The 20,723-nt window shown below is 74.1% G+C and carries 15 protein-coding genes and 1 pseudogene; 4 read left to right on the top strand and 12 right to left on the bottom strand.

The features are described 5' to 3' along the window. Positions 1-8 precede the first annotated feature (8 nt). From V2J85_RS27310 to V2J85_RS27290, 5 genes are read right to left on the bottom strand one after another with little or no spacing between them, the layout of a single operon-like run. Positions 9-1,043 (bottom strand): ABC transporter permease, encoded by a 1,035-nt coding sequence (locus tag V2J85_RS27310; protein ID WP_261952424.1) that lies wholly within the window; start codon positions 1,041-1,043, stop codon positions 9-11. Beyond that, positions 1,040-2,605 carry a sugar ABC transporter ATP-binding protein gene (locus tag V2J85_RS27305; protein ID WP_330823049.1) on the bottom strand — a complete coding sequence of 522 codons (1,566 nt, stop codon included), beginning with the start codon at positions 2,603-2,605 and terminating at the stop codon, positions 1,040-1,042. Before V2J85_RS27305 ends, V2J85_RS27310 begins: the two co-directional genes overlap by 4 nt. After that, positions 2,602-3,654, bottom strand: a complete 1,053-nt coding sequence (locus V2J85_RS27300; RefSeq protein ID WP_330823048.1) for a sugar ABC transporter substrate-binding protein — start codon at positions 3,652-3,654, stop codon at positions 2,602-2,604. Before V2J85_RS27300 ends, V2J85_RS27305 begins: the two co-directional genes overlap by 4 nt. Before the next feature lie 46 nt (positions 3,655-3,700). Continuing rightward, entirely contained in the window at positions 3,701-4,468 is a 768-nt protein-coding gene (locus tag V2J85_RS27295; RefSeq protein WP_330823047.1) for an SDR family NAD(P)-dependent oxidoreductase, read from the bottom strand. After that, the gene (locus V2J85_RS27290) at positions 4,465-5,790 is read right to left on the bottom strand and encodes an enolase C-terminal domain-like protein (protein ID WP_261952420.1); all 1,326 of its coding nucleotides are present in this window, start codon (positions 5,788-5,790) and stop codon (positions 4,465-4,467) included. The genes V2J85_RS27295 and V2J85_RS27290 overlap by 4 nt, the downstream gene beginning before the upstream one ends. A 306-nt stretch (positions 5,791-6,096) precedes the next feature. Here V2J85_RS27290 and V2J85_RS27285 point away from each other — a divergent pair. Next, positions 6,097-6,945: pseudogene (locus tag V2J85_RS27285) on the top strand (PAC2 family protein); the annotation flags it as partial. 195 nt (positions 6,946-7,140) lie between these two features. Here V2J85_RS27285 and V2J85_RS27280 read toward each other — a convergent pair. From V2J85_RS27280 to V2J85_RS27260, 5 genes are all read right to left on the bottom strand, one after another. Further along, positions 7,141-10,167, bottom strand: a complete 3,027-nt coding sequence (locus V2J85_RS27280) for an NPCBM/NEW2 domain-containing protein (RefSeq protein ID WP_330823046.1) — start codon at positions 10,165-10,167, stop codon at positions 7,141-7,143. 170 nt (positions 10,168-10,337) lie between these two features. Then, on the bottom strand, positions 10,338-11,567 hold the full coding sequence (gene mshC / locus V2J85_RS27275; RefSeq protein ID WP_261952417.1) for a cysteine--1-D-myo-inosityl 2-amino-2-deoxy-alpha-D-glucopyranoside ligase: 1,230 nt from the start codon (positions 11,565-11,567) through the stop codon (positions 10,338-10,340). 131 nt (positions 11,568-11,698) lie between these two features. Beyond that, a complete protein-coding gene (locus tag V2J85_RS27270; RefSeq protein WP_410011333.1) occupies positions 11,699-12,580 on the bottom strand; it encodes an SCO1664 family protein in 882 nt (293 codons plus the stop codon). A gap of 5 nt (positions 12,581-12,585) precedes the next feature. Beyond that, a complete protein-coding gene (locus tag V2J85_RS27265) occupies positions 12,586-13,176 on the bottom strand; it encodes a DUF3090 domain-containing protein (protein WP_261952415.1) in 591 nt (196 codons plus the stop codon). A 107-nt stretch (positions 13,177-13,283) separates the two neighbouring features. After that, positions 13,284-13,982 carry a histidine phosphatase family protein gene (locus V2J85_RS27260; RefSeq protein WP_261952414.1) on the bottom strand — a complete coding sequence of 233 codons (699 nt, stop codon included), beginning with the start codon at positions 13,980-13,982 and terminating at the stop codon, positions 13,284-13,286. 59 nt (positions 13,983-14,041) lie between these two features. On the opposite strand from V2J85_RS27260, the gene corA reads away from it, so the two are divergent. Then, positions 14,042-15,037, top strand: coding sequence for a magnesium/cobalt transporter CorA (gene corA, locus V2J85_RS27255; protein WP_261952413.1), 996 nt, complete (start codon positions 14,042-14,044; stop codon positions 15,035-15,037). Positions 15,038-15,086: 49 nt separating this feature from the next. On the opposite strand, the gene V2J85_RS27250 is transcribed toward corA, so the two are convergent. After that, entirely contained in the window at positions 15,087-15,875 is a 789-nt protein-coding gene (locus tag V2J85_RS27250) for a ferritin-like domain-containing protein (protein ID WP_330823045.1), read from the bottom strand. A 315-nt stretch (positions 15,876-16,190) separates the two neighbouring features. Next, a complete protein-coding gene (locus V2J85_RS27245; RefSeq protein WP_330823044.1) occupies positions 16,191-17,246 on the bottom strand; it encodes an LLM class F420-dependent oxidoreductase in 1,056 nt (351 codons plus the stop codon). 127 nt (positions 17,247-17,373) lie between these two features. Here V2J85_RS27245 and V2J85_RS27240 point away from each other — a divergent pair, with 127 nt between their 5' ends. Next, positions 17,374-18,357, top strand: a complete 984-nt coding sequence (locus V2J85_RS27240) for an aldo/keto reductase (protein WP_330823043.1) — start codon at positions 17,374-17,376, stop codon at positions 18,355-18,357. Next, positions 18,354-20,684, top strand: a complete 2,331-nt coding sequence (locus tag V2J85_RS27235; RefSeq protein WP_330823042.1) for a helix-hairpin-helix domain-containing protein — start codon at positions 18,354-18,356, stop codon at positions 20,682-20,684. Before V2J85_RS27240 ends, V2J85_RS27235 begins: the two co-directional genes overlap by 4 nt. Positions 20,685-20,723 lie beyond the last annotated feature (39 nt).

Genomic DNA, 20,723 nt, shown 5'->3' with positions numbered 1-20,723 from the left:
GGCGGCCCTCAGTCCTGCTTCTCGCCGCTGGCGAAGCGGGAGATGACCAGGGCGATGATGATGATCGCGCCGTTGAGGAACTGGGTCCACAGCGGCGGCACCCCGCCCAGCGTCATGACGTTGATGACCAGTTGGAGGGTCAGCACGCCGGTGAGCGCGCCGAAGAGGGTGCCGCGGCCGCCCTTGAGGCTGATGCCGCCGATCACCGCGGCGGCGAAGACCTGGAAGATCCAGCCGTTGCCCTGGCTCGCGGAGACCGCGCCGTAGTGGCCGGTGTAGAGGATGCCGGCGAAGGCGGCGAGCACCCCGGCGAGGGTGAGGACGGTCCAGGTGAGCCGGTCCACGCGGATGCCGGCGGCGCGGGCGGCCTCCGGGTTGCCGCCGATCGCGTACAGCGCCCGCCCGTGCCGGAGGTAGCCCAGGGCCGCGCCGCCGAGCGCGAACAGCGCCAGGCAGATCCAGACGGCGGCCGGGACGCCCAGCCAGTCGGCCTTGCCCAGATAGGCGAAGGACTCCGGGACGTCGCCGATGGATTGGCCCTCGGAGAGGCCCACCTGGAGGCCGCGCAGCATGGTGAGCATGCCGAGGGTGGCGATGAAGCCGTTGACCCTGAGCCCCAGGATCAGCAGGCCGTTGACCGCGCCGACCGCCGCGCCCACCGCCAGGCACAGCGGGATCGCGGTCCAGGCGGGGAAGAGCCCGAGGCCGGCGAACCGGCCGCCGTGCGCGGGCATCACCAGCCACAGCGCCACCACCGGCGCCAGCCCGATGGTCGATTCCAGTGACAGGTCCATCCGGCCGCTGATCAGGACGAGCGCCTCGCCGAGCACCAGCAGCCCGAGTTCGGTGGACTGCTGGACGACCCCGATGAGGTTGTCCTGGGTGAGGAAGGCGGGCGAGACGATGAAGCCGATGACGCCCAGGACGAGGATCACCGGCACCAGGGAGAGGTCCCGCCAGCGGGCCGGGTCGATCCGGGGCCGGCGCCGGACGGTCGGGGTGGCGCCCAGGTCGGTGGCCGGCGGCGAGGCGGTCTCGGTCATGGCGCGGTCCCTTCCGTTCCGTGCGGGTCGTCGCTGCGGTCGCCCGCCGGCCGCTCGTCGGCGCGGCCGTCCGTCAGGCCCTCCATGGCGGCGACCAGGTCGTGGTCGCGCCAGCCGCGTGGGAAGTGGGCGGTCACCCGGCCGTGGAAGACGGCCAGCACCCGGTCGCAGACCCGGAGGTCGTCGAGTTCGTCGGAGACGATCAGGGCGCCGCTGCCGTCGTCCGCGACCTGGCGCACGACGCCGAGCAGGGCCTCCTTGGACCGGACGTCGACGCCGTTGGTGGGCCGGACGGCGACCAGGACGGCGGGCCGGCGGGCCAGCGCGCGGGCGATCACGACCTTCTGCTGGTTGCCGCCGGAGAGCCCGGAGACCGGCTGGCCGGGCCCGCTGGTCCGGATGTCCAGATCGCTGATCATCCGCCGGGCGAACGCGCGGGTCCGGGCGGGCAGTACGGTCCCCAGCGGGCCCAGCTGGTCGGCGACGGTGAGGGTGGCGTTCTCGGCGACGCTGCGGCCGGGGACGAGGCCCTCGCGGTGCCGGTCCTCGGGGACGTAGCCGATGCCGGCGGCGAGGGCGTGCGGCACGCTGCCGGTGCGGACCGGGCGGCCGCGCACCGAGATCCGGCCGGCGTCCGGGGCCCGCAGCCCGGCCAGCGTCTCGCCGACGGCGGTGGTCCCGCTGGCCGTGGCGCCCGCGAGGCCCACCACCTCCCCGGCCCGTACGGTCAGGTCGAGCGGGCCGAACCGGCCGTGCAGCGCCAGCCCTTCGGCCCGCAGCACCGGTGCGCCCGTGGTGCGGGCGACCGGCCGGGGGCGCCGCGCGGCACCCGCCGCCTCCCCCGTCATGGCCGCGACCAGCTCGTCCCTGGGGAGGTCCGGGACGGGCGCGGTCAGTACGGGGCGGGCGTCGCGGAGGACGGTGACGGTGTCGCACAGCTCGTAGACCTCTTGGAGGTGGTGCGAGATGAACACGAAGGCCACGCCCTGGGCGCGCAGGGCCCGCAGTTTGCCGAAGAGCCGCTCGATGCCGGCCGCGTCGAGGCGGGCGGTGGGCTCGTCCAGGATGATCAGCCGGGCGCCGTGCGAGAGGGCGCGTGCGATCTCCACGAACTGCCGCTGCTCCACGCCGAGTTCGCGGATCCGGGCGGCCGGGTCGACCGCCACGCCGTAGGTGGCGAGCAGTTCGCCGGCCCGCGCCCGCAGGGCGCCCCAGCGCAGCGTGCGGCCGCCCGGGAGGCGGCCCAGGAAGAGGTTCTCGGCGACGGTCAGTTCGGGCACCGTCATCGACTTCTGGTGGACGCAGGCGACCGTGCGCTGCCAGCCGGCCGGGTCGCCGAAGCGGGGTGCGGGCCGTCCGGCGAAGGTGACCCGGCCGGCGTCCGGGCGGGTCAGGCCGGTCAGCACGGAGACCAGGGTGGACTTGCCGGCACCGTTGCGGCCGACGAGGGCGTGGGCCTCGGCGGGCCGTACGGTCAGCCGGGCGCCGTCGAGGGCGAGGGTGGGGCCGTAGCGTTTGACGATTCCCTCGGCGTGCACCGCCGGCGGTTCGTGGGCCGTCATCGCCGCTGCTTCTTCCCGGGCCGGTCGAGCTGGTTGGCCCAGAGCGTGGCGTCGTCGACGTTGGCCTTGGTGACCAGGGGTGCCGGGAGCTGGTCCTCCAGACCGTTCTTGATCTTCACGATGGTGGAGTGGTGGTCGGTGGGGCCGGGCCGGAAGGTCTTGCCGTCCAGCGCGGCCCGCGCGTAGAAGAGCGCGTACTTGGCGTAGAGGTCGGCCGGCTGGGAGAGGGTGGCGTCGATCGTGCCGGCGCGGATCGCGGCCAGTTCGTCCGGTATGCCGTCGTTGGAGATGATGGTGAGGTGCCCGGCGGAGCCGGCCGGTACGAGCCGTTTCCGCTGCTCCAGCAGGGCGAGCGTGGGCTGCAGGAAGGCGCCGCCGGCCTGCAGGTAGAGGCCGTCGAGATCGGGGTGCTGGGCGAGCAGGCTCTGCAGCTTGGCGGAGGCGACCTCGCCCTTCCAGTCGGTGGCCAGCTCGTGCACGGTGATCTTCGGGTACTTCTTCTTCATGCAGGCCGCGAACGCCTCGGAGCGGTCCCGCCCGTTGACCGAGCTGAGGTCGCCCTGGAGTTCGGCGACCCGGCCCCGGCCGCCGAGCTTGTGGCCGAGGTAGTCACAGGACTTCTCACCGTAGGCGCGGTTGTCGGCGCGGACGACCATGTAGACGGTGCCGTCGTCGGGCCGGGTGTCCACGCTGACGACAGGGATCTTCTTCGCCGCGAGCCGCTGCAGCTCGGCGCTGATGGCCCCGGTGTCCTGCGGGGCCATCACGATCGCCTTGGCGCCCTGGCCGGTCAGCGCCTGCACATCGGCGACGACCTTGGCGATGTCGTTCTGGGAGTTGGACAGCGGGAGGGCCGCCGGGCCGCCGTGGTCCAGGTCCTTTTGGAGGTACTGCTCGTAGGAGTTCCAGAAGTCGGTGTCCGTGCGGGGCAGGTCGATGCCGATCCGGCCGGCGGCGTCGCTGCCGCGGTTGCAGCCGGTGAGCGCGGCGAGGGCGGCGAGGACGGACACCGCGGCACCCGCCGCCGCGCCGGTCGTACGCAGTCTCATGGGAGTCCCTTGGTCGGTCGGGTGGGCTTTTCCGTCCGCGGCCGGGTCAGGTCGCGGGGCGCAGGCGCAGGCCCTGCATGCCGCCGTCGACGGCGAGCGCGGTGCCGGTGATGCCGGCGGCGGCCGGGGACGCCAACGAGGCGATGGCGGCGGCCACTTCGCCGGCCGTGACCATCCGGCCCATCGGCTGGCGGGCGTCGAGGGCGGCGCGTTCGGCCGCCGGGTCGTCGGCCCGGGCCAGCAGCCGGCCGATCCACGGGGTGTCGGCGGTGCCCGGGTTGACGCAGTTGACCCGGATGCCCTCGCGGACGTGGTCGGCGGCCATGGCGAGCGTCAGCGACAGCACCGCGCCCTTGCTGGCGCCGTACAGGGCCCGTTGCGGCAGTCCGGCGGTGGCGGCGATGGAGCAGGTGTGGGTGATCGACACGGCTCCGGGGCGGTCCCGGGCCGCCCGGCGCAGGTGGGGCAGGGCGGCGCGGGCGGTGCGGACCAGGCCGAGGAGGTTGACGTCCAGGACGTGCCGCCACTCCTCGTCGTCGTTGTCCTCGACGGTGCCGATCGCGCCGATGCCGGCGTTGCCGACGAGGGTGTGCAGGGCGCCGAGTTCGGCCGCCGCCTCGTCGACGGCGGCGCGTACGGCGGCGGCGGAGGTGAGGTCGGCGGTGAGCGCGAGGGTGCCGGGCGGGGCGCCGGCCGGGTCGCGGTCCAGTACGGCCACCTGGGCGCCGCGTTCGAGGAGCAGCGCGGCGGTGGCGGCGCCGATGCCGGAGGCACCGCCGGTGACGAGGGCGGCCAGGCCGTCGAAGTCCGTCATGCGAGGGCCTCCTCGGTGGTCCGGCGGGCCCGCCACACGGGCCCGTCGGGGTAGCGGTGGGCGGCGAGGGACGCCGGGTGCATCTCGGCGGAGAAGCCGGGGGCGGCCGGGGCCCGGTAGCGGCCGTGCTCGATCACGACCGGGTGGACGAAGTGCTCGTGGAGGTGGTCGACGTACTCGATGACGCGGTCGTCCCGGCTGCCCGAGACGGCCACGTAGTCGAACATCGCCAGGTGCTGCACCAGCTCGCACAGGCCCACGCCGCCCGCGTGCGGGCACACCGGGACGCCGTATTTGGCGGCGAGCAGCAGGATGGCCAGGTTCTCGTTGACCCCGGCCACCCGTGCCGCGTCGATCTGGACGAAGTCCACCGCGCCGGCCTGCAGCAGCTGTTTGAACACCACCCGGTTGGCGACGTGTTCACCGGTGGCGACCTTCACCGGCTGCCCGGAGCGCACCGCGGCGTGCCCCAGCACGTCGTCCGGGCTGGTCGGTTCCTCGATCCAGTACGGGGTGTACGGCGCCAGCGCGGTCATCCAGCGGACCGCCTCGGCCACGTCCCAGCGCTGGTTGGCGTCGACCGCGATCCGTACGCCGGGGCCGACCGCGGCGCGGGCCAGCCGCAACCGCCGCTTGTCGTCGTCGAGGTCGGCGCCCACCTTCAGTTTGATCTGCCCGAAGCCGTCGGCCACCGCCTCCTTGGCGAGCCGGACCAGCTTGCCGTCGTCGTAGCCGAGCCAGCCGGGCGAGGTGGTGTAGGCGGGGTAGCCCTCGGCCTTCAGGCGGGCGGCGCGGGCGGCCCGGCCGGGCTCGGCGGCGCGCAGCAGGGCCAGCGCCTCGCCGGGTGTGAGGGCGTCGGAGAGGTAGCGGAAGTCGACAAGCGAGACGAGGTCCTCGGGGGTCATCGCGGCGAGGAACTCCCACACCGGCAGGCCGGCCCGGCGGGCGGCCAGGTCCCAGGCGGCGTTGAGGACCGCGCCGGCCGCCATCTGCATCACGCCCTTCTCGGGGCCGAGCCAGCGCAGCTGGGAGTCGTGGGTGAGGTCGCGGTGCAGGGCGGCGAGGTCGGCGGCGGTGGCGGGCACCGGGCGGCCGACGAGGTACGGCGCGAGGGACCGGATCGCGGCGGCCATCACGTCGTTGCCGCGGCCGAGGGTGAAGCACAGGCCGTGGCCGCGCGGTCCGCCGGCGGTGTGCAGGACGAGGTAGGCGGCGGAGTAGTCGGGGTCGGGGTGCATGGCGTCCGAGCCGTCGAGCCGCTCCGAGGTGGGGAAGCGGACGTCGTGGATCTCGAACGCGGTGACGGTGCCGGTCGCGGCCATGCGCACGCCCCTGGGGAGTAGCGGAGGAACATCGTTCCTGCCGGCGGAGCTAACATCGGACCTTTCCGGGTCATCCGATGTATAGACCCGTCCCTGAGGCGCCGTCCAGACCCCGTACCGAATGTCGGGCGGAAGTTGAGGAAGCAAGGACGCATGACCTCGGCCACAGATCGGATGACTCGGGACGTGTTCGTGCACAGGGGCTGCGGACCGGGCCCACACAAGCCGTAGGCTTGGTGGCGCACGTAATGGAACTGCTGCCGGCCGCCGTCCCCGACGGCCGGGCCGGTCGGAAGGAGGCGCTGGGTGATCGAGCTGGAGGGGGTGCCCGAGCTGATCGACCCGGTCATGGTGGCCGCGTTCGAAGGCTGGAACGACGCCGGCGACGCCGCCTCCGCCGCGGTCGCCCATCTGGACCGGGAGTGGAAGGGCGAGGTCTTCGCCGCGCTGGACGCCGAGGACTACTACGACTTCCAGGTGAACCGTCCCACCGTCTTCCTCGACGGCGGCGTACGCAAGATCACCTGGCCGACCACCCGGCTCTCCGTGGTCCGGGTCAGCGATGCGAACGGCAAGGGCCGGGCGCGCGACCTGGTGCTGGTCCGCGGCATCGAGCCGAGCATGCGCTGGCGCTCGTTCTGCAACGAAATCCTCGGTTTCGCCCATGAGTTGGGCGTGGAGATGCTGGTGGTGCTGGGCTCGCTGCTCGGGGACACCCCGCACACCCGCCCGGTCCCGGTCAGCGGGGTCACCTCGGACGCGGACCTGGCCCGCCGGCTGGACCTGGAGGAGTCGCGCTACGAGGGCCCGACCGGCATCGTCGGGATCCTCCAGGAGGCGTGCACCCACGCGGGCGTGCCGGCGGTGAGCCTGTGGGCGGCGGTGCCGCACTACGTCTCCCAGCCGCCCAACCCGAAGGCCAGCCTCGCGCTGCTCAACCGCCTGGAGGACCTCCTCGACATCAGCATCCCGCTGGGCGAGCTGAGCGAGGACGCACGGGCCTGGCAGCTGGGCGTGGACCAGCTGGCGGCGGAGGACAGCGAGGTCGCCGAGTACGTGCAGTCGCTGGAGGAGGCGCGGGACACCGCGGACCTGCCGGAGGCGTCCGGTGAGGCGATCGCCCGCGAGTTCGAGCGCTATCTGCGCCGCCGCGACCCGCAGTCCGGCCCCGGCGTGGCCACCGAGGGCGGGCTCGCGGAGGGCCGGGACAGCTCCTACCTCCGCGACACGACCAGCGGCCGCACCCGGCCGCCCCGCCCGGCCTCCAAGGAACCGCGCGAGCCCGGCACCGGCCCGAAGGACGCCGGCCCGTCCGACTCCTCCCGGCGGCCCGACGAGGACGGCCCGGGGTCAGTCGCCGTGGTCACCGGACTTCTTGCCGTCGGTGTCGGTCACCTTCAGCCGTACGTGCCGGGCGCCGCGCAGCGGTACGTCCACCGCCACCGGCGCCGACTTCCCGGTCAGCTTCGGCGAGGTCCACAGCACCTTGCCGTCCGCCTCCACGGAGAAGGCGACCTCCCCGTAGTCGGCGATCTCGTCGTCGATCCCGGCGTCCGCGGTGAACGAGGTGCAGCGGCCCCCGGTGAAGAACTCCAGGTCCGCGTTGGCGTGCGCGCCGATGCCCTTGGCGTACGTCTTCCCGGCGAGGGTGAGCGGATGGCCGTCCGCCGGGCCCGACTCGCCGTTGCTGCGGTCCCGTTCGGCCGGGCCGTAGCCATTGGTGGCGGTCAGCCATTCCATGTCGCTCGCCCAGGTGTCGGCGGCCGGCGCGGGCGGTACCGGCCGTACCTCGAAGCGGTGCACGGTGGTGCGCGGTGCCCCCGCCGCCCGGTAGCGGACGGTGGCGGTGACGGTCACCGGGTCGGCGCTGCCGGCGTCCTTGGGCGCGGTCACGGTCAGCGCGTCGCGGGCGGTGCCGCCGGCCGCGAGCCGGCCGTGGTGTGCCGGCGCGGAGACCCGCCAGCCCTCGGGCGCGGACAGCGACACCGACACGTCCGTGGCGTCCCGGGTCCCGGCCGTCACCGCGGTCCGTACGGTCGTCGGCGCGCCCTTGGTGACCTCCTGGCCGCCGGGGGTGGTGACCGTGACGCCCGCGCCCGGGGTCCGGCCGCCGACCGCGCTGGCGCCCTTGAGCGTCAGGCCGAAGGCCCGGTCGGTGGGGCGGGCGGCGGTCGTGACGTGGACGACTCCGCCGCGGTCGGCCGGGTCGTAGTACCAGCCCTGCCCGGCCGCTTCGAGGGCGCGCGCGGACGGCAGCCGCTTCAGCGGCCGGCCGGCCAGCTCCACCCCGCGCGGTGCGTCCCCGGTGTGCACGGTGAACTCGTACGGCCGGCTGGTCTGCTTGCCGTGGAAGGAGCCCTTCGAGGGCCCGACGTCGAGATGTACGTCACCGGCGCCGGAGCGGGGTGCCGTGACGTCGACCCGCTGGGTGGCGCCGGCGCCCGTCCGGTGGGCGCGGGTCACCCCGTCGTCCTCGTAGAGCGTGAACGACGAGCGGCCCTGCGGGTAGACGTCCCAGGCGAGCGGTGAACCGGCGGTCCGGTCCTGGTAGGACCTGATGCCGGGCCACATCGGCACGGCGGCGCCGGCCTTGACGAACAGCGGCAGGGTGTCCAGCGGCGCGCTGTAGCCGTCGAGGGTCACCGGTCCCCGGTAGGTGCGTCCGGACCAGTAGTCGATCCAGGTGCCCTTGGGCAGGTAGATGCCGTCGCGGGTGTCGGTGTCCTGGTAGACGGGGGCGACCAGGAAGTCCTGGCCGGAGAGGAATTCGTACTTCGCGGCGTCCGTGGCGGCCTTCGGGTCGTCGGGGTATTCCAGCGACAGCGGACGCACCGGCCCGACCCCGGTCCGGGTCGCCTCGGCCGCGTAGGAGTACATGTACGGCAGCAGCGATTCCTTCAGCTTCAGGTATTTCCGGTTGACGGCCGTGTACGGATCGCCGTAGCGGTAGGGCTGTTTGTCGCTGGCGGCCCAGCCGTCCATCGTCATGACCGCCGGGAGGAAGGCCTTCCACTGCAGATCGCGGACGTACGTCTTGGGACTGCCGCCGAAGATGCCGTCCACGTCACCGGTCGTGTAGGCGAGCCCGGACATCGTCGCGCCGGCGTAGGTCGGTATCTGCCAGCGGATGTATTCCCAGCTTCCGCTCTGGTCGCCGGACCACTGGACGCCGCACCGCTGCGCGCCCGCCCAGCTTTCCGGGGCCCAGGTGAATCCCCGTGCGTCGCTGTTGTCCTCGATCCCCTGGTAGGCGTCCTTGCAGCCGTCCAGGGCGAATTTGTAGCCGTCGCCGACCCAGGCCACGTCGAGTTTGGCGATCCGCTGGCCGGCCGTGACCTGGTCGGCGAGTTTGGCGATGCCGTCCTCGGTCCACAGCCCGAGTTTCATCTTGCGGTCGCCGAGCCCCTGGGAGGTCCGGCCGAGGTCTTCGTATCCGCAGCCGTAGCCGTCGTTCACCAGCATCCAGCCGTTGGGCATGTCGTGCTGCACATATCCGTCGGCGACCTTCAGGGAATCCAGGGTGTGCCGTTCCCCGCGGTTCGCATTGTGCAGATAGCAGTCCGAATCGCCGATCTCCAGGCCGTACACGGGCGGCAGGAAGGGCTTTCCGGTCAGTGCGGTGTACTGGCCGATGACGTCCTTCGTGCGCGGCCCGGCGAAGTAATAGGCGTCGAAGCGCTGTTCCTTCGCGGTGGTCGTCACCGGATCGCCGAAGGCGTAGGTGTTGGGGGCGTAGGTGTTGCGGAAGACGCCGTATCCGGCGGTGGAGAGGTAGAAGGGGACGGAGTTGGGGTGGCCGCCGTCGTCCCAGTTGTAGTCGACGCCCACCTCGACGGTGTGGCCGCGGTGGGAGGTGTTGCCGCGGCCGTTCTGCATGCCGGCGCCGTAGAACTGCTCGGTGGCGCCGCGCGCGAGGGTCTGCGTGGTGGTCTTGTCGTCCCAGCTCAGGCCCTTGGTCTCGGACCAGACCAGCGAGCCGTCGGCCCGGCGCAGCTCGAAGCGCAGCGGTGCCTTGTACGCCGTCAACGTGACCTCGGCCGTGCTGAGTTCGTAGGCGTCGCCGGCGTCGCGCCAGTGGGTGGCCGGCGGGGTGCCCTGGGGGAGCACGATGTCCTTGCCGGTGGGGTCGGAGAAGGTGCCGTCCGGGGCGAGTTCGAGGCGGAAGGTACGGTCCGTCACGAAGCTGACGCGGGCCTCGGCCCGGCCCGCGTGCAGGTGGTAGACGGGCCCGTCGGCCTCGAAGCCGGTGACGTCCCCGACGGTGTGGGCGGGCGCGGGGCCGGCGGCCGGTGCGCTGCCGGCCGGGCCGGCGACCGCCACCACGAGCCCGAGCAGCGCGGCAACGACCGCCGCCCGCAGTCCTGTTGGTTTCCTCATGCCGGAAAGCTCTAGCCCGCCGGCGGGGCGGCCCACCATGGATTCTTGCGCCGGATTCCTGGATTTCCGGTCGCCCGGCCCGGGCGCGGGCGCGGGGCGGGCGCGGAAAAGGGGCGCCCGCACCGGCCGGTACGGGCGCCCCTCGCGGGACGGGGGTCAGGCGAGGGCCGTCAGAGGGCCACGCCCAGGAGCGCGTCGACGGCGCGGGAGACGAGGCCGGGGGCGCCCTCGTCGGTGCCGCCGTCGGCCTGCTGCGCGGCGGCCCAGCGGTCCACGGCCGCCAGCGCGGCCGGGGAGTCCAGGTCGTCGGCGAGCGCGGTGCGGATCTCCTCCAGGAGGGCCTCGGCGGGCGGGCCGTCGGGGCGGGAGACCGCGGCGCGCCAGCGCGCCAGCCGCTCGACGGCCTCGTCGAGCACCGCGTCGGTCCACTCCCAGTCGGCGCGGTAGTGGTGCGCGAGCAGCGCCAGGCGGATCGCCGCCGGGTCGGTGCCGTCGCGCCGCACCTTCGAGACGAAGACGAGGTTGCCCTTGGACTTGGACATCTTCTCGCCGTTCAGCGCCACCATCCCGGCGTGCACGTACGCCTTGGCGAACGGGTGCTCGCCGGTGAGCGCCTGGGCGTGCGAGGCGCCCATCTCGTGGTGCGGGAAGGCGAGGTCGGAGCCGCCGCCCTGGACGTCGAAGCCCATGCCGAGGTGGTCCAGGGCGATCGCGACGCACTCGATGTGCCAGCCGGGCCGGCCGGGGCCCAGCGAACCGCCGTCCCAACTCGGCTCGCCGTCGCGGGCGGCCATCCACAGCATCGGGTCGAGCGGGTTCTTCTTGCCCTCGCGCTCGGGGTCGCCGCCGCGCTCGGCGGACAGCAGCCGCATCGCCTCGGCGTCGAGTCCGGAGACCTCGCCGAAGTGCGGGTCGGAGGCGACGGAGAAGTAGATGTCGCCGTCCAGCTCGTAGGCGGCGCCGGCGTCGCGCAGCCGCTCCACCAGCGGGACGATGCCGGGTATCGACTCGACGGCGCCTATGTAGTGCTGCGGCGGCAGCATCCGCAGCGCCGTCATGTCCTCGCGGAACAGGGCGGTCTCGCGCTCGGCGAGCGCGGTCCAGTCGTCGCCGGTCTTCTGCGCCCGCTCCAGCAGCGGATCGTCGACGTCGGTGACGTTCTGCACGTAGTGCACCTGGCGCTTCGTGTCGAGCCACACGCGCTGAACCAGGTCGAACGCGTTGTAGGTCGCCGCGTGCCCCATGTGGGTGGCGTCGTACGGCGTGATGCCGCAGACATAGATACGGGCGACGGGACCGGGGGCGAGGGTCACCCGTCCGCCGGTCGCGGTGTCGTGGATCCTCAGGTCGCGGCCCTGACCGGGCAGGGCGGGGACCTCAGAAGCGGGCCATGCATGCATGCCATGAGCGTAACCGGATGCATGTTCCGCATACGAACCGGACCAGGGGTCTTGGCCGGAAAGGCGGTCTTGCGGTTCGCGGCCGGACGTGCATACGCGCCTCAGCGGTCCGGAAGGGGTCCCGGGCGGGCTCAGACCGGCGGCCAGGGGATGGCGGGCCACTCCCCGCTCGGCTCGGGGTGCCGGCCGCCCTCCAGCAGCCCGGCCACCCGCGCCCGCAGCGCGTCGATCTCGGCGGCCGTGAGCAGTTCGGCCAGTCGGGCGGCGAGCGGCGCGGAGTCCGCCAGGGCGTCCCCGAGCCCCCGCAGCACCTCCTGCGCCTCCTCGGTCAGCGGCTCGCCCGCCCAGCCCCACAGCAGCGTGCGCAGCTTGTCCTCGGTGTGGAAGGTCACGCCGTGGTCGATGGCGAAGAACTCGCCGTCGGCGCCGGGCAGCAGATGGCCGCCCTTGCGGTCACCGTTGTTGATCACCGCGTCGAGGACCGCGAGCCGCCGCAGCCGCGGGTGGTCGGCGTGCACCAGCAGCGCGGTGCGGCCCTCCCCGAGCTCGGCGAAGCCGACCGCCTTCCAGCCGGGCCCGGGCTCGGCGTCCTCCACCAGCGCCAGCAGTTCGGGCACCTCGTCGCTGCTCTCCGGCGGGTCGATCCACTCCTGGACCATGCCGGTGCCGTAGGGGCCGTCGCGCAGCACGGTCGGCGGGATCAGGTCCCAGCCGCAGGCGCGGGAGATCTCGTACGCGGCGACCTCGCGCTGGGCGAGCGTGCCGTCGGGGAAGTCCCACAGCGGGCGCTCGCCGGCGACGGGCTTGTAGACGCACGAGGCGGTGCGGCCGTCGTGGGTGACCGTGCAGTAGAGCACGGCGTTGGACGCCTCCCGGATGCGGCCGCGCACGGTCAGCTCGCCTTCGGTGAGGAAGGAGTCCGTCAGCCCGCCGGCGGGCTCCGCCACTACCGGCGGGTCCTGCGGTCCGGTGGGGCCGGGCAGCTGCCCGGCCGGTTCGACGGCGGGCTCCATGGCGCTCAGGCGCCCCGCCGGTATCCGTTCTGGCGCGGACATACGTGTCCCTCCGGGTCGAGCGGCAGGCTGCACAGCGGGCACGGCGGGCGGCCGGCGTTCACGACCTCCAGGGCCCGCTTGGCGAACGCCCTGGCCATCGTCCCGGTCAGGCGCACCCGCAGCATCGGCGGGCCGTTCTCGTCGTCCTGGAGCAGCCGTTCCTCGGCGTCCGCGAGGTCCTCCTCGCTGTCCGCCTCCAGTTCCACCAACGCCTGGGCCTCGACGATCATCCGCTCGTCCTCGCCGTCCCAGGCCAGCGCCATCGTGCCGACCCGGAACTCCTCCTCGACGGGCATCTCCAGCGGGGCGGTGTCGGTGAGCTCGGCGGGCGAGACGGCAGGGACCGGGGCGTTGCCGCCGCTGCGCCGGACGACCTCGTCCAGCAGCTCGTCGATCCGCTCGGCGAGCGCCGCGACCTGGGTCTTCTCCAGGGCGACGCTGGTGGTCCGGCCGGCCGCGGTGGCCTGGAGGTAGAAGCTACGGCGGCCAGGCAGCCCGACCGTACCGGCGACGAAGCGATCCGGTACGTCGTAGAAGAACACCTGACGGGACAACGTCCTGCTCCGATTGCTCGACTGCGGGGTCACTGCGGTCGCTGCGGGTCCTGCGGACCGCAGGGGCGGCGGGCAGCGCCGTCGCACCACCCTACTGCGCCGACTGATCACCCTGCGCCCGCACCACCGCCGATGGCCGCGTCCCGGTCCGCCGCCGGGCTGCCGCCGTCGTCCCGGGGCACCAGCGAGGCGAAGTCGCCGGTGTCCCCGAGGCGTACGAGGTAGGGGCGCAGCCGGGTGTAGCGGATCACGGTGAGGGAGCAGGGCTCGACCGAGATCCGCTGGAAGAGGTCGAGGTGCATGCCGAGCGCGTCGGCGACCAGGGACTTGATGATGTCGCCGTGCGAGCACATGGCGTAGGTGGCCTCGGCGCCGAGGGTCTGCTCGACGCGGGCGTTCCAGTCGCGGACCGCGTCGACCGCGCGGGCCTGCATGGCCCGCATCGACTCGCCCCCGGGGAAGGCGACCGAGGACGGGTGCTGCTGGACGGCCTCCATCAGCGGCTCGTCGGTCAGCTCGGCCAGCTTGCGGCCCGACCAGTCGCCGTAGTCGCACTCGCTGATCCGGTCCTCGATGTGCAGGGTGAGCCCGGGCCGGGCCGCCAGCAGGGGCGCCATGGTCTCCCGGCAGCGCTGCAGGGGGCTGGAGACGAGGGCGGCGAGCGGTACCCGCGCCAGCCGCGCGGGGAGCGCGGCGGACTGGGCCGCGCCGTGCTCGTCGAGGGCGACGCCGGGCGCCCGCCCGGCGAGCACTCCGGCGGTGTTGGCGGTGGAGCGGCCGTGCCGCACCAGGATCAGCGTGGGCATGCCCGCCACCCTACGTTCCGGGTACCGCTTCCTGGCAGGGGTCCCGGGGACGCGCGAGAATGCCTGGTGTGATCGTGGACTGCGCCATCTACCGGGAGGGCCGCCGCAGGGACTGCGCGGCCGACTTCTCCGGCGCCCTGACGGCGGCGCGGGCGGAGGGGCACTCCTTCCTCTGGCTGGGGATGTACGAGCCGACGCGGGAGGAGTTCGACCGCGTGACCAGCGAGTTCGCGCTGCACCCGCTGGCCGTCGAGGACGCGCTCAAGGCGCACCAGCGGCCCAAGCTGGAGGTCTACGACGACTCGCTGTTCCTGGTGCTGAAGCCGGTCACGTACGACACCCGGGCCGACACGGTGACCGCGTCGGAGCTGATGGTCTTCGTGGGGGACTCGTTCGTGGTGACCGTCCGGCACGGCGAGGCCAGCCCGCTGGCGGCGGTGCGGCGCCGGCTGGAGGAGCATCCGGAGATCCTGCGGCACGGGCCGGGCGCGGTGCTCTACGCGGTCAGCGACGCGGTGGTCGACCACTACATCGAGGTGGCCGCAGAACTCGCCCTGGACATGGAGGAGTTGGAGGCGGAGGTGTTCGCTCCGGTCCGTGGCCGGGACACCCGGAACACCGCCGCGCAGATCTACGCGTTCAAGCGCGAGGTGATGGAGTTCCGACGGGCGACCGGCCCGCTGGCGGAGCCGATGGCCCGGTTGCAGAACCCGGGAGTGCCGTTCGTGCACGATCACGCCCGGCCGTTCTTCCGCGACGTCGACGACCACCTCACCCGCGCGAATGAGTCGGTGGACAGCCTGGACCGGTTGCTTTCGGACATTCTCGCCGCCCATCTGGCACAGATGGGCGTCCGGCAGAACGACGACATGCGCAAGATCTCGGCCTGGGCGGCGCTGGCGGCCGTCCCCACCCTGATCGCCGGGGTCTACGGCATGAACTTCGAGAACATGCCGGAGCTGAGGTGGCAGTGGGGCTACCCGGGGGTGCTCGTGGTGATGGTCCTCATCGAGGTGTCGCTCTACCGGCTCTTCAAGCGCCGCGGCTGGCTCTGAGGGCCCGGCGCGGAAGCACCCTCGGCGGCGTCCTCACGCGAACTCCGGCTCACGCGAACTCCGGGGCGGAGGTGGCCGGGCCGCCCAGCGCGTTCCGCCGCTCGGGCATCGTGAGGCTGACCATCCGCCGCCAGCCCCCCAGCCGCTCGTAGCCGTACACCGCCGCGATGCCGGCGGTGAGCGCCGCGGACTTCCCCCTCGGCCACTTCAGGATGCGGCCCATGCGGTCCATCACGGCCAGGCTGACGTCCCGGTGGACGGCGATCTCGGCGTGCGCGCATTCGTGGAGGGCCCGCTGGATGGTCCGCCCGTGGCCGGCCCGGGCGAGGCGGAGCAGTTCCTCGTGGCAGTAGGCGAGGTGGTTGCTCTCGTCGTTCGAGATCATCCGGATCGCCTTGCCCACCTCGGGGTGGTCGCCGAAATGCCTGGCGAGCGTGGCCATCTGGTCGGCGGCGCGCTGTTCGGTGACCCGGCTGTGGGCGAGGTAGGTGATGATGTCGAGCTCGCCGAGCGGCTCGTCACGGCGCAGCTTGTCGTGCGCCAGGCCGATGCCCCGCCGTTCCAGGAGCATGGTGTAGTCGGTGGCCGCCGGGACGTCGGTGGGGGACAGCCCGCGCTTGCGCAGCAGGGCCCGGAAGATCCGGCCGTGCTTGTCCTCGTCGGCGCCGTGCCGGGCGACCTTGGGTGCCAGATCGCGCAGCGACTCGGGCAGCAGTGCGGCGATCCGGCCGTTCTCCCAGCCGCCCTGGGCCTCACCGCTCGCCGCTATGGAGCAGAACAGACGGTAGGCCTCGTCGTCGTCGACGATCTCCTGGAACAGGCTCCGGGCCGAGAGCATCTGCGTCACCTCCGAACGGACACACCCGCGAACAGTCAAAGCGGGCGTTCCGGACGCGGCAACCGGGCGGGGCGCCCGTTCGCCCGTTCGGACGAGGCGCGGCCGGGTGGCGGGGCGTAACCCGGCCGCCCGTACCGGCGTTGTGCAGCGCGACGGCCGTGGCGGGGAAGATCCCCCGAGCCCCCACCACGGCCGCAGGCTCCCGGATAGGCCCGAGGTCCGGCTGCCCCGGCGCCGGGCCCTTCGCCGGTCGCTACCGGGCGTTTCACCGGGCGCCTCTCGCTGAGCGCCGCCGGTCCGTTCGCCCGGCGGCGCTCATGCCAGCCCGGCGCGCTCCAGGGCCTCCGTTCCGGCCCGCAGCGAGGCCAGCCGGTCCTCCAGTCCGAAGCCCGCCGGGGACAGCGTCAGCGTGGTCACCCCGGCCTCCGCGTAGGCCCGCATCCGGTCGGCGATCCGCTCGACCGAGCCGAGCAGCGTGGTCTGGTCGATCAGCTTCTCCGGGACCGCCGCGGCGGCGCCCTCCTTGTCGCCGGACAGGTACTTGTCCTGGATCTCGGCGGCTTCCTTCTCGTAGCCCATCCGCCGGGCCGCCTGGTTGTAGAAGTTCTGCTTGCGGCTGCCCATGCCGCCGACGTAGAGCGCCGTGTACGGGCGGAACATGTCGGCCAGCGCGCTGACGTCCTTGTCGGCGCCGACGGCCAGCGGCAGCGTCGGACAGATGTCGAAGCCGTCCAGGGTCTTGCCGACCTTCTCCCGGCCGGCCCGGAGGTGGGCGACCGCGGTCTCCTCCAGGTTCTCGGCGGCGGGGAAGATCAGCAGGGCGCCGTCGGCGATCTCGCCGGTCTGCGTCAGGTTCTTGGGGCCGATCGCGGCGATGTAGAGCGGGATGTGCGGGCGCTGCGGGTGGACGGTGAGCTTCAGCGGCTTGCCCGGGCCGCCGGGCAGCGGCAGCGTCCAGTGCTCGCCCTCGTAGGACAGCCGCTCGCGGCTCATCGCCCTGCGGACGATCTCGACGTACTCGCGGGTGCGGGCCAGCGGCTTGTCGAACTTGACGCCGTACCAGCCCTCGGAGACCTGCGGGCCCGAGACGCCGAGACCGAGGCGGAACCGGCCGCCGGAGAGCGAGTCCAGGGTGGCGGCCGTCATCGCGGTCATGGCGGGCGTCCGCGCCGGGATCTGGAAGATGGCGGAGCCGATGTCGATGCGCTCGGTCTGGGCGGCGACCCAGGAGAGCACGGTGGCGGCGTCGGATCCGTACGCCTCGGCGGCCCAGCAGACGGAGTAGCCGAGGCGGTCGGCCTCCTGCGCCACCACGAGATTGTCGGAGTCCATCCCGGCGCCCCAGTAGCCGAGGTTGATGCCAAGCCTCATGCCGCTCCCCTTACCGATCAGTAACGTCGCTGTTCCGGGGACTGTAGCGCGCACCCCCGCCGGGCGTCACCGACGGGTTGTCCACAGGTCCCCTGTTCCCGGCGCCCGGCGCGTACTCTCAGGGCCCATGGAGCAAAGGCACCTCGGCCGAACGGGCCTTCGCGTGTCCCGGCTCGGGCTCGGCACCCTGAACTGGGCCCGCGACACGGGCGAGCAGGAAGCCGCCGACCAGCTCAAGACGTTCTGGGAGGCCGGCGGCACGCTCGTCGACACCGCCGACATCTATGCCGACGGCGGTGCCGAGTACCTCCTCGGCCGGCTGATGGAGGGGCTGGTTCCGCGCGAGGACCTGGTGATCGCGACGAAGGCCGGCAGCGTGCTGGAGGCCGACCGCCGGGTGGACTGCTCCCGGCGCCATCTCCTCGGCGCCCTCGACGCCTCCCTGGGACGGCTGGGCACCGAGTACGTCGACCTGTGGCAGCTCCACGCCTTCGACCCGCACACGCCGTTGGAGGAGACCCTCCAGGCGCTCGACCTCGCGGTCACCAGCGGCCGGGCGCGCTATGTGGGCCTGTCGAACTTCTCCGGCTGGCAGCTGGCCAAGGCCGCCACCTGGCAGCTCGCGGCGCCCGGGGTGCGCAACCGCCTGGCGAGCACCCAGATGGAGTACTCCCTCCTGCAGCGCGGCATCGAGCGCGAGGTGCTGCCCGCGGCGCTCGACCTCGGGATGGGCGTCCTGCCGTCCTCACCACTGGGCCGGGGCGTGCTGACCGGGAAGTACCGCCATGCGACCCCGGCCGACTCGCGCGGCGCCTCGGAGCACCTGGCGGCGTTCGTCGCGCCGTATCTCGACGAGACGGCGGGCCGGGTCGTCGAGGCCGTCACCACCGCCGCCGACGGACTGGCCGTCACCCCGCTCCAGGTCGCCCTCTCGTGGCTCCGGGACCGTCCGGGGGTGACCGCGCCGGTCCTGGGCGCCCGCACGGCACAGCAGCTCAGAGCGGCGTTGTCAGTGGAGGCCCTTAGTCTTCCTGACGAGATCCGCCGGGCGCTGGACGATGTGTCGGCTCCGGTGCACCACTACCCCGATCACGACTGGAGCACGCTGTGAGCACCGACCGCCCCGCCGGCGACACACCGCCCGGGCAGGAGGCCGCACCCGGGGCCGCGGAGGCCCCCACGCCCGAGGGGGCGCCGGCGGCGGACCCGGGCGCGACGGTGAGCCAGGCGCCGGCCGCGGCGCCCCCGGCCGGCAAGGCCACCGCGGCGGCGCTGGCGGCGGCCGTCCGGGCCGTGGAGAGCGGCGAGCGCTCGGCCGCGTCGTTCTTCGCCGACGCCCCGCGCCCCGCCAGGCCGGCCGCACCCGCCAAGGCGGCCCCGGCGCCCGCCGGCCCCGCACCCGGGGGCGGATCGGCGGGCCCGCCCCCGGAGCCGGCCCCCGCGCACCGCGCCCCCGCACCGGCCGCACCGCCCGCCCCGCCCGTGGGCGGCCCGGCCGCCGCCCCGGCCGCCCCTCTCCCGGCCCCCGCACCCGGCCTCGACGGCGTACGTCAGGTCCTGCGGGCGGGCGGAGCCCCCGAGACCCTCGCGGAGCGGACCGCCGAAGTGCTCGGGGAGCGGGCCGCGGAGGTCCTGCGCGAGGATCCCTGGCAGCTGCTCGGGGTGCCGGGCGTGCGGCCCGAGCAGGCCGACGGCTTCGCGCGGGCGCTGCTCGGCGGCTCCGCCGGCCCGGGCGACGAGCGCCGCGGCCAGGCGCTGGTCGGCTGGCTGCTGGAGCAGGCCGCGGTCGCGGGGCACTCCGCGCTGGAGGCCGGCGCGCTGCGCGACGCGCTCGCGCAGCGCCAGGTGCCCGACCCCGACGAGGCCCTGCAGAGCGCCATCGCCGAGGGCGCCGTGCTGGTCTTCCAGGACGCGATCGAGGAACCGGGCCGGGCCCGGCCCGCGGCGGACGAGGACGAGGAGGAGCGGCCGGTCCGGATCCTGCTGGGCCTGGACCGCTGGGCCATGGCCGAGGAGAGCGTCGCCGACGGCTTGGCCCGGCTGCTCAACACCTTCGAGCCGGTCCCGGACTCCGGTGCCGCGGACACCGCATCCGGTGCGGCGGACGCCGAGTCCGGCTCCGGCTCCGCGGACGCCGACGGGCGGGCGGACGACGTCGCACCGGAGGACGGTGACATCCCGGTGGCGCCGGTCCGTCCCTCCGCCGCCGACTGGGAGGCGGCGGCCGCCGCCGCGCCGTCGCCGTCGGCCGCGGAGCTGATCCGTGCCGCCGCGCACAGCGGCCTGGTGGCGCACACGGGCGCCGAGGCGGCCCGCGCCGAGCCCGCCGCGCTGATCGCCGCGGCCCGTGCGCTGGGCCTGCGGGCCTTCGGCGCCACCCACAGCGACAGCGGCCGCGGCCGGCTGGCCGCCGACCTCGCCGCACTCGCCCCCGAGGCGGGCCCGGAGGCCGGTTCCGCGGGGTCGGGGGCGGCGGTGACGGTCGCCGGGCTGCTGTCCGGGCAGGAGGGCCCCGGCCGGGACGCGGACGGCGCCCTCGCGCTGGATCTGCTGGTGGTGCTGGACGCCCCGCAGCTGGATCTGGAGACCGCGGCCCTGCTCGTCGAGTCGCTGACCGACGGGACGCGGCTGGTGCTCAGCGGCGATCCCGGCGTCCTGTGGTCCGCCGGACCCGGCCGCCTCTTCGCCGACGTCCTCGCGGCCCGTTTCTGCCCCCAGGTCGCGTCCCGCACCCCGGACTTCGGCCCGATCGGCGAGCTGGTGTCCGGCATCGGCATCGGTGAGCTGAGCCAGGTCGAGGCGCCCGGCAAGGAGGTGGTGATCGTCCCGGTGCGGGACGCCGGCGAGGCGGTGCACCGCGCCGTCCAGCTGGTCGCCGACTCCGTGCCCCGGGCGCTGGGCGTCCCGCCGGAGGACACCCAGGTCATCACGGTCGGACACGGCGGCGCGGCCGGCACCCGGGCGCTGAACGCCGCGCTCAAGGAGCGGCTCAACCCCGGCCCCGGCCGGTTCGGCGGCTTCGACCCCGGCGACCGCGTGGCCTACGCCCCGGCCCCCGGCCGTACGCTGCCCGGCACGGTCACCGGCGCCGACGCCGCGGGGCTGCATCTGGACTGCGCGGGGACCGCCGTCGTGGTGCCGCGCGAGCGGGTCGGCGGCGCGGTCCGGCACGGCTGGGCGCTCACCGCCCATCAGGCGGCCGGGATGCGCTGGCCGGCCGCGGTGGTCGTGGTGCCCGGGGACGCCACGGGCGGGCTGACCCGCGCCTGGGTCTACACGGCCTTCGGCCGCGGTGAGCGGCATCTGTCGGTGGTGCAGGGCGCCGATCAGGCGCTGGCCCGTGCGGTCGCCGAGCTGCCCGTCAAGGAGCGGACCACCCGGCTGCGGACGCTGCTCGGGCAGCAGAGCGTGCCGGCCGCGGAGGATGCCCCGGCATGAGGCAGGGTGCGGGCGACCGCCCGGAGCGGGGCGGCCGCC

Source organism: Streptomyces bugieae (assembly GCF_036352915.1).
Classification (GTDB): domain Bacteria; phylum Actinomycetota; class Actinomycetes; order Streptomycetales; family Streptomycetaceae; genus Streptomyces; species Streptomyces endophytica.
This window is presented reverse-complemented; position numbering and strand designations above follow the sequence as displayed.

What these genes read in the sequence shown, in the direction of transcription:
- V2J85_RS27310 (WP_261952424.1), bottom strand. Translation starts at nt 1,043, where the DNA reads ATGACCGAGACCGCCTCGCCGCCGGCCACCGACCTGGGCGCCACCCCG.
- V2J85_RS27305 (WP_330823049.1), bottom strand. Translation starts at nt 2,605, where the DNA reads ATGACGGCCCACGAACCGCCGGCGGTGCACGCCGAGGGAATCGTCAAA.
- V2J85_RS27300 (WP_330823048.1), bottom strand. Translation starts at nt 3,654, where the DNA reads ATGAGACTGCGTACGACCGGCGCGGCGGCGGGTGCCGCGGTGTCCGTC.
- V2J85_RS27295 (WP_330823047.1), bottom strand. Translation starts at nt 4,468, where the DNA reads ATGACGGACTTCGACGGCCTGGCCGCCCTCGTCACCGGCGGTGCCTCC.
- V2J85_RS27290 (WP_261952420.1), bottom strand. Translation starts at nt 5,790, where the DNA reads ATGGCCGCGACCGGCACCGTCACCGCGTTCGAGATCCACGACGTCCGC.
- V2J85_RS27280 (WP_330823046.1), bottom strand. Translation starts at nt 10,167, where the DNA reads ATGAGGAAACCAACAGGACTGCGGGCGGCGGTCGTTGCCGCGCTGCTC.
- mshC (WP_261952417.1), bottom strand. Translation starts at nt 11,567, where the DNA reads ATGCATGCATGGCCCGCTTCTGAGGTCCCCGCCCTGCCCGGTCAGGGC.
- V2J85_RS27270 (WP_410011333.1), bottom strand. Translation starts at nt 12,580, where the DNA reads ATGGAGCCCGCCGTCGAACCGGCCGGGCAGCTGCCCGGCCCCACCGGA.
- V2J85_RS27260 (WP_261952414.1), bottom strand. Translation starts at nt 13,982, where the DNA reads ATGCCCACGCTGATCCTGGTGCGGCACGGCCGCTCCACCGCCAACACC.
- corA (WP_261952413.1), top strand. Translation starts at nt 14,042, where the DNA reads ATGCCTGGTGTGATCGTGGACTGCGCCATCTACCGGGAGGGCCGCCGC.
- V2J85_RS27250 (WP_330823045.1), bottom strand. Translation starts at nt 15,875, where the DNA reads ATGCTCTCGGCCCGGAGCCTGTTCCAGGAGATCGTCGACGACGACGAG.
- V2J85_RS27245 (WP_330823044.1), bottom strand. Translation starts at nt 17,246, where the DNA reads ATGAGGCTTGGCATCAACCTCGGCTACTGGGGCGCCGGGATGGACTCC.
- V2J85_RS27240 (WP_330823043.1), top strand. Translation starts at nt 17,374, where the DNA reads ATGGAGCAAAGGCACCTCGGCCGAACGGGCCTTCGCGTGTCCCGGCTC.